General features: G+C 58.9%; 16 protein-coding genes. 10 read left to right on the forward strand and 6 right to left on the reverse strand.

Translation table 11 applies throughout. From position 1 onward, the window contains the following. Nucleotides 1-24 precede the first annotated feature (24 nt). The 4 genes from B9G99_RS00315 to B9G99_RS00330 all read left to right on the forward strand — a co-directional run bounded on the left by B9G99_RS00315 (nt 25) and on the right by B9G99_RS00330 (nt 1,337). Entirely contained in the window at nt 25-330 is a 306-nt protein-coding gene (locus B9G99_RS00315) for a hypothetical protein (protein WP_148663891.1), read from the forward strand. Next, entirely contained in the window at nt 323-790 is a 468-nt protein-coding gene (locus tag B9G99_RS00320; protein ID WP_148663892.1) for a hypothetical protein, read from the forward strand. The genes B9G99_RS00315 and B9G99_RS00320 overlap by 8 nt, the downstream gene beginning before the upstream one ends. 2 nt (nt 791-792) lie before the next feature. Continuing rightward, nucleotides 793-984: a hypothetical protein gene (locus B9G99_RS00325; protein ID WP_086620244.1), complete on the forward strand. Its 192-nt coding sequence runs from the start codon at nt 793-795 to the stop codon at nt 982-984. 77 nt (nt 985-1,061) lie between these two features. Beyond that, nucleotides 1,062-1,337: a helix-turn-helix transcriptional regulator gene (locus tag B9G99_RS00330; RefSeq protein WP_086620245.1), complete on the forward strand. Its 276-nt coding sequence runs from the start codon at nt 1,062-1,064 to the stop codon at nt 1,335-1,337. Here B9G99_RS00330 and B9G99_RS00335 read toward each other — a convergent pair. The 3 genes from B9G99_RS00335 to B9G99_RS00345 all read right to left on the reverse strand — a co-directional run bounded on the left by B9G99_RS00335 (nt 1,291) and on the right by B9G99_RS00345 (nt 5,162). Beyond that, nucleotides 1,291-2,502, reverse strand: a complete 1,212-nt coding sequence (locus B9G99_RS00335; RefSeq protein ID WP_158521408.1) for a tyrosine-type recombinase/integrase — start codon at nt 2,500-2,502, stop codon at nt 1,291-1,293. The two genes, B9G99_RS00330 and B9G99_RS00335, sit on opposite strands and share 47 nt — an antisense overlap. A gap of 301 nt (nt 2,503-2,803) precedes the next feature. Beyond that, the gene (gene trpE / locus B9G99_RS00340) at nt 2,804-4,291 is read right to left on the reverse strand and encodes an anthranilate synthase component I (protein ID WP_169712230.1); all 1,488 of its coding nucleotides are present in this window, start codon (nt 4,289-4,291) and stop codon (nt 2,804-2,806) included. Nucleotides 4,292-4,487: 196 nt separating this feature from the next. Then, on the reverse strand, nt 4,488-5,162 hold the full coding sequence (locus B9G99_RS00345) for a phosphoglycolate phosphatase (RefSeq protein WP_086620248.1): 675 nt from the start codon (nt 5,160-5,162) through the stop codon (nt 4,488-4,490). 235 nt (nt 5,163-5,397) lie between these two features. Between B9G99_RS00345 and B9G99_RS00350 the strand changes: the two genes are divergently transcribed. From B9G99_RS00350 to B9G99_RS00360, 3 genes are all read left to right on the forward strand, one after another. Next, nucleotides 5,398-6,696 (forward strand): NAD(P)/FAD-dependent oxidoreductase, encoded by a 1,299-nt coding sequence (locus B9G99_RS00350; RefSeq protein ID WP_086623186.1) that lies wholly within the window; start codon nt 5,398-5,400, stop codon nt 6,694-6,696. Between the two features lie 216 nt (nt 6,697-6,912). Continuing rightward, nucleotides 6,913-7,665, forward strand: a complete 753-nt coding sequence (locus tag B9G99_RS00355) for a sugar phosphate isomerase/epimerase family protein (protein ID WP_086620249.1) — start codon at nt 6,913-6,915, stop codon at nt 7,663-7,665. A gap of 97 nt (nt 7,666-7,762) precedes the next feature. After that, nucleotides 7,763-8,752: a 2-hydroxyacid dehydrogenase gene (locus tag B9G99_RS00360; RefSeq protein ID WP_086620250.1), complete on the forward strand. Its 990-nt coding sequence runs from the start codon at nt 7,763-7,765 to the stop codon at nt 8,750-8,752. A 122-nt stretch (nt 8,753-8,874) separates the two neighbouring features. Here B9G99_RS00360 and B9G99_RS00365 read toward each other — a convergent pair whose 3' ends face one another. The 3 genes from B9G99_RS00365 to B9G99_RS00375 all read right to left on the reverse strand — a co-directional run bounded on the left by B9G99_RS00365 (nt 8,875) and on the right by B9G99_RS00375 (nt 10,178). Further along, complete coding sequence (locus B9G99_RS00365; RefSeq protein WP_086620251.1) at nt 8,875-9,180, reverse strand: GIY-YIG nuclease family protein; 306 nt, start codon at nt 9,178-9,180, stop codon at nt 8,875-8,877. Next, nucleotides 9,164-9,859 carry a ribulose-phosphate 3-epimerase gene (gene rpe, locus B9G99_RS00370; RefSeq protein ID WP_086623187.1) on the reverse strand — a complete coding sequence of 232 codons (696 nt, stop codon included), beginning with the start codon at nt 9,857-9,859 and terminating at the stop codon, nt 9,164-9,166. The genes B9G99_RS00365 and rpe overlap by 17 nt, the downstream gene beginning before the upstream one ends. Nucleotides 9,860-10,001: 142 nt before the next feature. Next, nucleotides 10,002-10,178: a hypothetical protein gene (locus tag B9G99_RS00375; protein ID WP_086620252.1), complete on the reverse strand. Its 177-nt coding sequence runs from the start codon at nt 10,176-10,178 to the stop codon at nt 10,002-10,004. A gap of 181 nt (nt 10,179-10,359) precedes the next feature. Here B9G99_RS00375 and ggt point away from each other — a divergent pair, with 181 nt between their 5' ends. The 3 genes from ggt to cysT all read left to right on the forward strand — a co-directional run bounded on the left by ggt (nt 10,360) and on the right by cysT (nt 14,112). Beyond that, entirely contained in the window at nt 10,360-12,078 is a 1,719-nt protein-coding gene (gene ggt / locus B9G99_RS00380; protein WP_086620253.1) for a gamma-glutamyltransferase, read from the forward strand. Between the two features lie 178 nt (nt 12,079-12,256). Then, nucleotides 12,257-13,276 (forward strand): thiosulfate ABC transporter substrate-binding protein CysP, encoded by a 1,020-nt coding sequence (gene cysP / locus B9G99_RS00385; protein ID WP_086620254.1) that lies wholly within the window; start codon nt 12,257-12,259, stop codon nt 13,274-13,276. Then, nucleotides 13,276-14,112 (forward strand): sulfate ABC transporter permease subunit CysT, encoded by an 837-nt coding sequence (cysT, locus tag B9G99_RS00390; RefSeq protein WP_086620255.1) that lies wholly within the window; start codon nt 13,276-13,278, stop codon nt 14,110-14,112. Before cysP ends, cysT begins: the two co-directional genes overlap by 1 nt.

Genomic DNA, 14,112 nt, shown 5'->3' on the forward strand with positions numbered 1-14,112 from the left:
TGGGTATCACCGATAACGCCCACCGTGGCTGATCTGGATAAGGTGCTGGTCGATACAGCCAAAGAGCTCGACTGCCAGCCCGTCGATGAAGAAATCCTCTTTGCCATCCATGCGCTGAAGAAAGAGCGCGACGAGCTTCAGGAACAGCTCACTGCATCCGAAGAACACATCCGCGGCTTTCCATCCTTCAAAGCCATCAATGATCGTGACCGCCGCATTCAAACCGAAACGCTCGATGAGCTCATCGACAGCCTGACCGAAGTCGGTGGCGAGATCACCATCAATGGCATTCAGGGCTACCGGGATGCACTGGCGCGGGGTGATGCGTGATCGATCCGATGGCGGCCGTCGCTTTCGGCGTCGTGGCTGCCGGCGTTTCGATCTGGATGGGGTTATGGCCACCGCTTGGATTAATCGTCTGGGCAGTGGCAACGGTTTGGGTATTGGAGGCGACAGAGTAATGGCAAAGACCCGCCCTCTCCACTGGCAGGAACCGGCCACAGCGCCATGCCCGGCATGCAACGGTACCGGCGAGTGGTCGGGCATGTTCTCGAGCGGACCGTGCGCAGCATGTGATGGCACCGGGTTAGTCGGTGAGGACGGCGAGCCACTCGACCAGACCGACCTGCTGGCGATCATCCGCCGGCAGCGTGACCGCCAGCAGGATCGACTCAGACGGCTATGGCACACGCCTGGCGTTCCCGAAGCCGTCGAGCGACACCGCCAGCAACAGGCCCAGAACGAGCGTGACCAGCACGCAGAGCATAAACACAGACTGAGGGGAGCGTGACCATGCCTGTATATGAGAATGCCCGCTGCTATGTGAAGCACGAAGGGCCGGGGCTTTACCGGGTCTATCGCAGCAACATGACCCATGCGGTGATGCGCAGCACCATCGATTTTCCCGGGCAGCCTGAGTATGCGCTCGAGCGGGCAAGGGCTGATTGCGATAGGCGCGCCGTAGAAGAGAAGGACGCCTTTTGATGCTCGCACACGATACGCAAGACAGCTTGTGTATCACGAATCGCGAAATATGAACGACAACTTAGGGGAGCGTGACCATGCAGACACAGAATGAAGAGCGGCTGGCCAGCCTGGTCGAGCGAATGGAAGCACTACTGGTGTATCAAGCCCAGCAGGAAGTACTGCTGTCGATGTCAGAGGTGTGCGAGCGCACCGGCTACAGCAGCACCAAGATGTACAAGATGATTCAGGACGGGCAATTCCCGGCCGGGCGCCGGATGTTCAACGGTGGCGTGCGCTGGCGAGCGGCTGAAGTGAACGAATGGATCAGGCAGGAATGGGCGCGCTCGGCACCTGCCCCGCGTCGTGCTTGAGTCCGTCGATATAATCCGCCCACCACTGCAACATGCGGCGTCGATCATCCAGATAGTCTGCGTGGTTGTACGCCGCTCTCACCTTGTCGCCGGGCGAGTGCGCCAGCTGCTTCTCTATCAGGTCACCCCGCCAGCCATGCTGATTCAGCAGCGTTGAGGCCGTCGCGCGGAAACCGTGGCCGCTGAACTCCCCGCCCCACCCCATGCGCACCAGCGATGTGTTGATCGTCGTGTTCGTCATGAACTCATTGGGCCGCCGATTGTTCGGGAACATGATGTCCCGGCCGCCGGTATAGCCATGCAGATCAGTCAGCAGCGCCATGACCTGATCAGACAGCGGCACAACATGCGGTATGCGCCGCTTCATCTTCTCTTTCGGCACCCGCCACTCTTTTCTCTCCCAGTCGATTTCCTGCCAGAGCCCCTGGCGCATCTCCCCTGTACGTAACATCGTCAGCATCAACACCTGCATCGCAATCTGCGTCAGCCGGTAGCACTTCGAGTTATCAATATCGCGGGACAGATCCGCCAGCCGGGCAGGCGTCAGACTGGTGGAGTGCTTGGTGGGCACACGGCGTACGGTTCGGCGCAGCGCCTGCGTTGGATCAGACTCGACGCGCAGTGTGTTGATGGCATGGCCATAGACCGCACCGATCCACTGACGCACCAGCGTGGCCACTGATGGGGCCCCACGGTCAGCGATGCCGGTTATCAGCTCGAGGATGTCCGCCGGCGTGATCTCCTTGATGGGCCGATCCCCCAGCGCGGGCAGAATATCGTTATCGAAACCCTTCCTGACCTGCCGGGCATAGTATGCAGACCAGCGGCCAGACTCGTGGCGGTACCATTCCTCAGCCAATACACCAAACGTATTCACCTGCTCGCGGCGCTCGGCCGCGCGTTCCTTCTCTTTGGCCTTCTTCGGATGCACACCGTTGGCGGCATGATGTTTTGCCCAGTCACGACCCGCGCGGGCTTCCTTCAAGCCCACACCCGGGTATTGCCCGATCGTATAGATGCCCTCTTTGCCATCCACGAAGTAACGCACCCGCCAGCTCTTCCTGCCGGACGGCTGCACGTCGAGGTATAAGCCGTTGTCATCCGCCAGGCGGTACGCCTTATCCTTGGGCTTTGCCTGTCGCGCCTTGGTATCTGAGATTGGCATGGCTGGGTAAAAGCTCCGTGTCGGACTGGGTAAATCACTTTTACCCAGCATTTTACCCAGATCATAACAGGATGGGCACGGTTTGATATGTGCCAAAAAGGAAAAGGCCCCGCCAATGGCGGGGCCTCCAGAAGATGGGATGTCTTTATATACAGTACATGGGAGAGCGATAGTGATTATCGATCATCAATACTTTCATGGCTTTCCATCCTCACGGTGGCCGGGCGGTCGGTAACACGACACGCCAGTCACCCGGCCTGTATTCAGTATTGGCTCGCTGATTCCAGAACGGAATCCGGCTCTATTCGAGGTTGTCCAGCCCACGCTCTGCCATGGCAACGGCGCGGAACATGGCACGACGCTTGTTCAGCGTCTCCTGCCATTCATTGTCCGGATCGGAGTCGGACACGATACCACCACCGGCCTGCACATGAAGCTCTCCGTTCTTGATCACGGCAGTTCGAATGGCGATTGCCATGTCCATGTTGCCCTGCCAGGAGAGATACCCTACGGCACCTGAGTAGATGCCGCGCTTGACCGGCTCGAGCTCGTCGATGACTTCCAGCGCACGCACCTTGGGCGCCCCGGACAGCGTGCCGGCCGGGAAGGTGGCGCGCAGCACATCCATCGGCCCCAGTGACGGCTTGATGCGGCCGGTGACATTGGAGACGATATGCATGACATGCGAGTAGCGCTCGATGGTCATTTTATCGGTCAGCTCGACCGAGCCGGGCTCGCTGATACGGCCTACGTCGTTGCGACCAAGATCAATCAGCATGACGTGCTCGGCGATCTCCTTGGGATCACTGAGCAGCTCCTGCTCAAGTGCACGGTCCTCTTCTTCGCTGGCGCCCCGGTGACGAGTACCGGCAATCGGTCGCAGCGTGATTTCATCATGATCCAGTCGAGCCAGAATCTCGGGCGATGCCCCAACGACATGATGATCATCGAGATTGAAAAAGAACATGTAGGGAGAGGGATTAAGACTGCGTAGCGCGCGATACAGATCCAGCGGTGGTGCCTGATAGGCGATGGTCATGCGCTGAGAAGGCACGCACTGCATCAGATCGCCGGCCGCAACGTACTCGCGAATACGTGCCACGGCGTCCTTGTAGCCCTGCTCGGAAAAGCTGGCAAAAAAGTCTTCCTCGGCCACCGAATTGCGACCGGTACCGGGGCTTGTCGTGTTGATCGGGGTGTGACGCAGCTGATACTCGAGGGCTGCCAGGCGCTCCCGAGCCTGCTCAAGGGCATTGTCATTGGCAGGGTCGGCATGCACCAGCAGGGTCAGACGACCGGAGAGGTTATCAAACACGACCAGCTCATCGGCCACCATCAGCAGGATATCCGGCACATCAATCGGATCGGGCTTTTCCACCCCGCGCAGGCGTGGCTCGATCAAACGAATAGTGTCATAGCCGAAATAGCCGACCAGCCCACCATCAAAGCGCATTGCTTCCGAAGTCTCGGGTGCCCGGAAGCGGCGACGAAACTGTTCAATCCACTCCAGCGGGTCTTCGACTTCGGTGGCCCCCTGCAGATAGCCATCCACATAGTGGCGAACGGTAAAGCCGCTGACCTCGATGCGCTCGCGACACGGCAATCCTATAATGGAATAGCGGCCCCACTTCTCACCGCCCGTGACCGACTCGAGCAGAAAGCTCCATGGGGCATCGGCAAGCTTTAAATACGTGGACAGGGGCGTTTCAAGATCGGCCAGTACCTCGAGGGTAACCGGAATACGGTTGTAGCCTTCAGCGGCGAGTTCGGCGAAGCGCTCGGATGTCATCATGTCGCAGATTCCTGTAAAGAGAGAAACGGTAATACGGTGCAGGGGGCCGGTATCACCAGCGCCAGCGCTTGACGTTTCTCATCAGTCCGCAGGCCTTTGCATTGAGTGACATGAGTGTATCTCGCAAGCTGAAAATTCCTTCGCGTGAAAGGAGAAAAAGGGCGAGTAGCGCCGCCATGGCGCATTTTCAACCCTAAACGAGTTCTCCAAGTGAATCAAGAAGATGGTCGGGGTTCAGGGCAGCAATGGGCTCGCCATGATTGTAGCCATGGGTGACCGCCAGACAGCGGCATCCAAAGGCTCTGGCCGCCTGCACGTCACTGCGTGAATCCCCGACCATCAACACCCGTTCGGGGGGGACATTCAGCGCATGTGCGATATATGCAAGCGGTGCCGGATCGGGCTTTTTTTGTGCCAGTGAATCGCCGCCCAGCACATGGGAGAAAAAGCCCTCAAGGCCCATGGACTCAAGAATGGTATCGATAAAGCGCGACGGCTTGTTGGTGACCAGCGTCTGGGCGATGCCGCGTTCGCGCTGGGCTTTCAGGCACTCGATAACGCCTGGATAGCAATGGGTCTGTGATACTGGATGCTGCGCGTAGAAATCCATGAACAGCGCCAGAGCCTCATCGAGTTGCTGGCAGTCGGGGCCGGACTCACCGAAGGCGCCAGCATGCAGTAGCGCTCGTTCGACCAGCCGCCGCGAGCCGTTGCCGACCCAGTCACGAACCCGCTCAATCCCGACAGGCGAAAGCTCCATGGCCTGCATCATTTCATCGATGGCGCGGGCCAGATCCGGCGCCGAATCGATCAGCGTGCCATCAAGATCATAAAGAATCAGATCAATATCGTTGAGTGCATCGTGCATTGTCAGGCCATCACCGCGGGTGAATTCGGGGCATGGTGACCCCATATACAATAAGGCAGGCAGGCCGACAGCCGCCGGGATCAAACGCCCTGCCATGCTGTCGGAAGTATCGATGCCCGAGACCGGCCTGTCACGGTCATTTGTGACTGATGTGACTGAAAGTCTTCAGGTCGTGGCCTGTGGGCCGGGCCACGCCCTGAATGCTTTTCCTTTCACCCTTTCCATGGAGCAATCAATGTCGATCCCTCGCATTGTGGTGGTCGGTGGCGGCGCCGGCGGTTTTGAGCTGGTAACACGTCTTGGACGAAAACTTGGCAAGGCCGGCAAGGCCGAAATCGTTCTGGTCGATCGCAACCCGACCCACATCTGGAAACCACTGCTGCACGAAGTGGCCGTCGGCGTCATGGACTCAAGCATGGATGAAGTGTCGTATCAGGGACACTCGGCCAATGCCGGCTATCGCTATCAGATCGGCACACTATGCGGTCTTGATCGCGAACATCGCCAGATCCGTCTGGCCGCCATGCACGACGACAAGGATCGCGAGGTGCTGCCCGAACGACGACTCGATTACGATTATCTGGTGCTTTCGGTCGGCAGCGTTTCCAACGACTTCGGCACCCCGGGTGTGGCCGACCACTGCTATTTTCTGGACAGCGTCCGCCAGGCAGAAGCCTTTCGCAAGCAGATGCTCAACACCTTTCTGCGCTGCAGCAATCGGGAAGAATCCGGCAAGTCCGGCATGTCGGTGGCCATCGTGGGCGGCGGTGCCACGGGCGTGGAGCTCTCCGCCGAGCTTCTCAACGCCACTCAGATGCTGCACGGCTACGGCTTTAGCCGCATCGGTCGTCAGCAGCTCAAGATCCACCTGCTGGAAGCCGCCCCCCGGGTCCTGCCCGCCCTGCCCGAGCGCATCAGCCAGTCGGTGCACCGCGAGCTTGAGCGGCTTGGCGTCGAGATCCATACCGATACCCGTGTCACCCAGGCCGACGAAAACGGATTCGAGATTGCCGATGGCTCACGCATCGATGCCGACCTGACCGTCTGGGCAGCCGGCGTTCGCGGTCCCTCGATCCTTTCCGAGCTGGGACTTTCCACCCAGCGCAATCATCAGGTCATTGTTCACCAGACCATGCAGAGCGTGGATGACGATCGCATCTTTGCCCTCGGCGACTGTGCGGCCTGCCCGCAGCCGGGCGACAAAATGGTCCCCCCGCGCGCCCAGGCCGCGCACCAGCAGGCCAATACGCTCTACAAGAATCTGAAAGCGACCATGGCCGGACGTGAGCTGAAAGACTTTCACTACAAGGACATGGGCTCGCTGATCTCGCTGGCGCATTTCGACGCCGTGGGCAATCTCATGCGCGGAGCGTCTGCAAAAGGCGTGCTGGTCGAGGGCTGGATGGCCAAGATCTTCTACGCTTCGCTGTATCGCATGCACCAGGCCGCCATTCATGGCTATACACGCACCGGCATTCGTATACTGGTGGATCGCATCAATACGATCATTCGCCCACGGCTTAAACTGCATTGAATGCCTTCAAAGCCTGAACGCGTCGATCGGCCCGGACGGGATGGCCATCGCGTTAACGCAAGGGTTCGACATTGCAGGAGCAGCCGGTGCGCCCGCCTCGGCATGACCCTACTACACTGCAAGCAGCATGCGCATTTTCTACATGATGATGTTCATGGCTTCGGCGGCTCTCACTGACAGAGCCGCCTTCAGACCAGGTGACGCAAGGAGTTTCCCATGGGACCGGTAATAATCTGTACTTCTGCCTTTGGCGCCGATCTGGTCAAACAGCTGGGGCAGGCAGGCGTTCTTGAACATATCAGGGAGGCCGGCGCACAAGGCGTCGAAATTCGTGAAGAATTGCTGAGCGATCAGGATCTGCCCCTGAGCCGACTGCGTGAAGCCATTGAACAGGCCTCACTGAGCTGTGTTTACTCTGCGGCCACGCCGCTTTTTGACAAACAAAGCCGGCTCAATACCGACGAGATGCATCAGTCACTGGCACGCGCCAATGAGCTGGGGGCACGATGGATAAAGTTCGGACTCGGCCAGCTGTGCGCCGAGTGCATCGATGACGGTGCGGCCACCCTCAAAAACGAGCTTGCCGATCACTCCCTGCCGGTCCTGATTGAAAACGATCAGACGTCCTGCGGCGGTGACCCACTGATTCATGCCGCGCTGCACAGGGCGCTGGAATCCGATGCGCTTGGAACGACCCTGGATCTCGGTAACGGCTACTGGACGGATCACGATCTCTCACAGGCGGCAAGCCGTTTGGGTGCCAGGGTACGCTATGTGCATTGCAAGGCCGTCACCCATATCAACGGCCAGCCCAGGGCCTGCCCACCGGACGACGCCGCGCGCGCGCACTGGTCCGCGCTCTGGCATCATTTTCCGGCGGAGGTACCGCGCGCCATCGAGTTTCCGCTGGATCATGACAATGTCAGTGCCACCGCGCGTCATGTCGAACAGTTGAAATCGCTTGCCTGACGTTCTGATAAACCGAGGGAGCAGAATCCTTCACGTCATATCCTGCTATAACGAGCTGTCGTTAACCGCTCGTTGACTTCCTGCATCAGGAGAGATCATGTCTTCGAAGAAAACCGTCATTGTGTACCAGCGTGCCCTGAAACCGGCCCTGCAGGAAAAGCTTGAGCGGGAGTGCCATGTACTGGATTTCTCGCAGACCAAGGGCCTGACCCAGAACAGCGAGTTCAAAAAGGCACTGTCTCAGGCCCATGCCCTGATCGGCTCCAGCGTTAATCTACCCCCCGAACTGCTGGATCAGGCGCCTCATCTTGAAGTGGTTTCGAGCATCTCGGTGGGCGTGGACAACTATGATGTCGACTACCTCAGCAGGCGTGGGATCGTACTTTGCCATACGCCGGATGTGCTGACGGAAACCACCGCGGATACCGCCTTTTTACTGATTCTGGCAAGCGCCCGTCGAGCGGTTGAAATGGCGGAAATGGTAAGAAAGGGAGAGTGGACCGGTGGTGTCGCCGAGCCTCATTTCGGTGTGGACGTGCAGGGCAAGAAGCTCGGCATTGTCGGCATGGGGCGTATCGGTGCCGCGATTGCGCGACGCGGCAGGTTCGGCTTCAACATGGCGGTGAGCTATCACAACCGCTCACGTCATGAGGATTTCGAACGCGAGCTGGGCGCCGACTGGAAAGAGCTTGATGACCTGCTTCGCGATGCTGATTTCGTCTGTGTCACCGTGCCGCTCTCTGATGCCACGCGCCACATGTTTGGCAAGCATGAATTCGAGCTGATGGGCAAGGACACCATCTTCGTCAATATTGCTCGTGGCGGAGTGGTGAATGAGCCGGCCATGATCGAGGCGCTGAAAAATGGCACCATCCGTGCCGCAGGTCTTGATGTCTTCGAAACCGAGCCTCTGCCTGCTGATTCTCCGCTGGCGCACATGAACAATGTCGTGGCCCTGCCCCATATTGGCTCAGCCACACATGAAACCCGTTATGCCATGGCGGAACTGGCCGTAGATAATGCTCTGGCCGTACTCAAGGGCGAAAAGCCCCGGGCGCCCTATAACTGGGAGACCCTCAAACGCTGATCGCTTCATGGCTGACGGTGCCGGTATGGCACCCTAAAACACATCGCCGGCCTGATGGCCGGCGATGTCGTGCAGATGGCAGTCTCATTGACGATCGACAGGGCAGCGCCTCATGGACATTATCAATCCACGGGAAGCTGTCCCTTTTCGATGATGGCCAGACGCCCGGAACGCGAGAGTTTCTTCACACGCCGTTCAATACTGAGTGCCCGCCCTTTATCACCTACCAGGCAGGAGAAGCGCAGGCGCAGCGGCCCCTTGCCTCTCAGTGATCGTGCACATCGGCCACCATCGCTCTGGTGCTCCCTGAAACGGCGTGCCACGTCCGTGGTTACGCCGGTATATAGATGCCCCAGCCGATTTTCGATGATGTAAAGCGACCAGACCTTGATGGTCGCCTCATCATCCTGCTCAGTCCGACAGACCATCCAGCGGTTCCCTGAAGGCGCGCAGGATCGAGTCGTAACGGTTCGGGTCGCTATCACTGCGCTGGGCAAAGATGGAAGAACCGGAGACAAAGGTATCTGCGCCTGCACGAGCAATCTCGCCAATGTTGTCGGCGTTGATGCCGCCATCGACTTCAAGACGAATGGCGTTGCCGGTGGCGTCGATCATGGCGCGCGCCAGACGCAGCTTGTCCATCATGGCCGGAATGAAGGATTGCCCACCAAAGCCCGGATTGACCGTCATGACCAGCAGCATCGACAGCTTGTCGAGCACATGGTCGAGCGTTGAAAGCGGGGTCGCTGGATTGAGCGCAAGACCTGCGGTGGCGCCACCATCAAGAATCAGCTGCAGGGAGCGGTCGACATGCAGGCTGGCTTCCGGGTGGAAGGTAATGTGGTTGGCACCGGCATCCAGAAAGGCGCGGATCAGATCATCGACCGGGGATACCATCAGGTGGACATCGATCTCGGCGGTCACGCCGTAATTGCGCAGGGCATGACAGACCGCCGGCCCAAAGCTCAGGTTGGGAACATAGTGGTTGTCCATGACGTCGAAATGAATCATGTCGGCGCCGCTGGCCAGCACATCATCCACCTCCTGTCCCAGACGGGCAAAGTCTGCAGACAGAATGGAAGGTGCGATCCTGAAGGGTTGTTGCACTGTAAACACCTCATCAAACAAGCTTGATAGCCGTCAGCCTACACGGCGGACCCAAAGCGTAACAGGGCATCGCTGCGCAGGCGTTACTGCACGAGACAAAAAGGGGCCGCCTCATGGCGGCCCCTCTCATACTACCAAAGTCTCAATTTTCACACTCATAACGCTTGACGGCGTCAATGGCTTCCTGCTCGGTTTCATATTCACTGAGCAGGGTATCGGTATCAGGATTGACCCCACGGACTTCATAAACCGTTTTGCCACACCCCTTTTCGACCTTCTTGACACAGGCAGTGCGGGGCGTGGGCGTTTGATCAGGCATGGCAAGAACCTCAATGTTAGCGTGCAAGAGTCACTATAGTTCATACCCGCCAGCTGGCGAGCCGCTCGACAACCTCTACAGGTGCTTCCGCTTCCGGAAGCCGTGCAGATATCCTATTGTTGCAAAGGCGCATTAAACGGAACTGATATAGCCATATAAACAACACAAAAAGGGGATTTGCATGCCGGGAATACAACGATCAGCACTGGCCTGCCTGCTGTTGATGCTTTTGCCGTCACTGGCCAGTGCCCAGCCACCCATCATCGAAGGCGAGCGCTTTCACTCCGAATCCGGCCAGCACGCAATGGTCGTTACCAGCCATGAACTGGCAAGCCGTGTCGGCCGCGATATCCTGCGCCAGGGTGGCAATGCCGTAGACGCCGCGGTCGCCATCGGCTTTGCGCTGGCCGTGGTTCAGCCACGCTCGGGCAATATTGGCGGCGGCGGCTTCATGGTGATTTCCGATGAAAAAAGCGGTGAAGTGACCTCGATCGATTATCGCGAGACCGCACCTGCCGGATCCTTCAGGACCATGTTTCAGGATGAGCAAGGCAATGTCATCGAGGAGGCTTCGCGCTATTCCGCTAACGCCTCGGGCGTCCCCGGTACGGTCTCCGGCATGGCGATGGCGCTTGAGCGCTACGGCTCAATGCCCCTTGAGCAGGTCATGGCACCGGCCATCCGGCTGGCACGCGATGGCTTTGCCATTCCCGGGCGCTTTGCCGACGGCCTGAATGGTAGCCGCGAGCAGCTGGAAAAAAATGAGGGCACGCGCCGTTTGTTCTACAAGGCCGATGGCAGTGACTGGCGTTCAGGAGAGGTCTTCAAACAGCCCGAACTGGCCGCCACGCTGGAACGTATCGCCCAGAACGGCCCGCGCGAATTCTATGAAGGCGAAACGGCCGACTATCTGATCGACACCATCAAGGCACACGGCGGCGTCATGACCCTTGAAGACCTCAGGGATTATCGTGCCATCGAGCGTGCTCCGGTGCATGGTAATTACCGGGGATATGATATCTACGCGATGGCGCCCCCCTCCTCCGGCGGCGTTCACACCGTGCAGATATTGAATATGCTGGAAAACGATGATCTTACTGCCACGGGCTTTGGCTCCGCTGCCACCATGCATCTGATGAGTGAGGCCATGCGGCGTGCCTATGCCGACCGCTCAAAATACCTGGGCGATCCAGACTTTTTCGACGTGCCGGTCGATGCGCTAACGTCAAAGGCCTATGCCCGCGCACTTCGTCAGCAGATTTCTCTTGACCGGGCGACGCCCTCTGCGGATATCGGGCCGGGCAATATCACGCCCCATGAATCCAATGAAACCACGCATTACTCGGTCGCTGATGACTCGGGACTGGCGGTATCCAATACCTATACCCTCAATTTCAGCTATGGCTCCGGCATTGCCGTGGAAAAAGCCGGCTTTCTGCTCAACAACGAAATGGATGATTTTTCAGCCAAGCCGGGCGTTCCCAATGCCTACGGCCTGATTGGTGGCGAAGCCAATGCCGTGGAACCCGGCAAGCGCATGCTGTCCTCCATGACGCCTACCATCGTCAAACACGACGGCAAGAACTTTTTGATTACCGGTAGTCCGGGCGGCTCTCGCATCATTACGACCACGCTTGGGGTGATCAGCAACGTCATTGATCATGGCATGAACATTCAGTCGGCCGTCAGCGCCCCACGCTTTCACGACCAGTGGCTACCCGATGAACTCCGCATCGAGGACGGTTTTAGTCCGGATACCGTGCGTATTCTGGAGAACATGGGCCATCACGTGGTTCAGAAATCGGCCATGGGCGCCAGCCAGTCGATTCTGATCAACGACAGTGGGTTTTATGGCGGCGCCGACCCACGTCGTGAAACGTCCTCCGCCCTTGGGCTATAAACGGCTCGGTGAGAGAGGCATTGCCTCTCTCACCGGTAGACCCTAACCCTGCCTTAAAGAACAAAATGGCATAACCGGACAGATTGTCATTCCCTCAGGTTTTGTTTAGCCTCTACTCAATGCCAGCCCTGCTGGCTTTTGATAACAATCCTGCCGATCAGATGCCGGGGAACACGATATGTCCGTACGCTCGACCCTTTTACGTCGCGTGGTGGCCACCGCTGCGCTAAGCATGGCACTGGGCAGCACGCCGGCCTTCAGCGCCGACCGCGAGCTGCTCAACGCCTCCTACGATATCGCGCGTGAACTCTTTGCCGAACTCAACCCGCAATTCGTCGAGCACTGGCAGGAAGCGCACGGGGAGTCGGTCGATATCAAGCAGACCCATGCCGGCTCTTCAACCCAGGCACGCGCCATCCTGCAGGGGCTTCGCGCCGATGTCGTCACCTTCAACCAGGTCACCGATGTCGATGTTCTGGCACAAAAGGGCCAGTTGATCCCGAAGGACTGGCAGACACGGCTGCCCAACTACAGCTCGCCCTATTACTCGACCATGGCGTTTCTGGTCAGAAAGGGAAATCCGAAAAACATTCACGGCTGGTCGGATCTGGCCGGCGATGACGTGGCGCTGGTCTTCCCCAACCCCAAGACCTCCGGCAACGGGCGCTACACCTATCTGGCCGCCTGGGCGTCAAGCAATCACGACAATGGCGGTGACAACGACGCCACTCGTGACTACATGAAGAAAATGCTGGCCAATGTCGAAGTCTTTGACACCGGCGGACGTGGTGCCACCACCACGTTTGCCGAGCGCGGCATTGGCGATGTGCTAATCACGTTTGAATCGGAAGCCAACAACATTCGCAACCAGTATGGCCCGGACGACTACGAGGTCGTGGTACCGCCGGTCGATGTCATGGCCGAATTTCCGGTCACCTGGATCGACAAGAACGTCGAGCGCAACGGTACCGAGGATCTGGCCAGGGGCTATCTGGAATACCTCTACTCGCCCGAAGCGCAGCGCACGCTGGCGCAGTACTACTATCGCGTCAACAATGACGACATCAGCGAGGAGTTTGCCGATCGCTTCCCGCAGACCACGCTGCTGCGCATCGAGGACGCCTTCGGGAGCTGGGAAAATGTGATGCAGACACATTTCGCCAGCGGGGGTGAACTCGACCAGCTGCAGCGACGTTAATGCGTGCCCGTGCTGCCCGGGTCCTGCCGGGCTTTTCGCTGTCGCTGGGTGTGACACTGCTGTTCGTGTCGTTGATTCTGCTGCTGCCGATGACCAGCCTCATCGGCCAGCTGTCAACGCTGTCATGGTCGCAGTACTGGGCGGCCATCACCGACCCGCGTCTGATCGCAAGCTATCGGGTCACGATTCTGGCAGCACTGGCCGCCTCGCTGTTCAATGCGCTGTTCGGGCTTTTGATGGCCTGGGTACTGGCACGCTATACGTTTCCGGGCAAGCGCATCCTTGATGCGCTGATGGATCTGCCCTTCGCCCTGCCCACGGCCGTGGCCGGCATTACCCTGGCCACGCTCTACTCCCGCAATGGCGCCGTAGGCAGCCTGCTTGAACCGCTGGGGATCGAGGTCGCCTATACCTGGCTCGGGATTGCACTCGCCATGGCCTTTACCAGCGTGCCCTTTGTGGTGCGCACCGTACAGCCGGTGCTTGAAGACCTGCCCGGTCAGGCCGATGAGGCCGCGCTGACGCTGGGGGCCAGCAACCTGTATGCCTTCCGCCGGGTCATCCTGCCCCACATCTGGCCGGCCGTGGTGACCGGCACCGGGCTCTCCTTCGCCCGATCGCTGGGCGAGTTCGGCGCGGTCATCTTTATTGCCGGTAACATGCCCTATCGCACCGAAGTGGTCTCTCTGATGATGGCCACCCGCCTTGAAGAGTATGACTACGCAGGCGCCGCCGCCATCGCCTCACTGGTGATGCTGGTCTCCCTGCTGCTGTTGCTGGCCATCAATCTCTGGCAGGGACGCTTTTATCGTCGTCTGCATGGCGGGAGGCACTGA

It is taken from the genome of Kushneria konosiri, from assembly GCF_002155145.1.
GTDB classification, from domain to species: domain Bacteria; phylum Pseudomonadota; class Gammaproteobacteria; order Pseudomonadales; family Halomonadaceae; genus Kushneria; species Kushneria konosiri.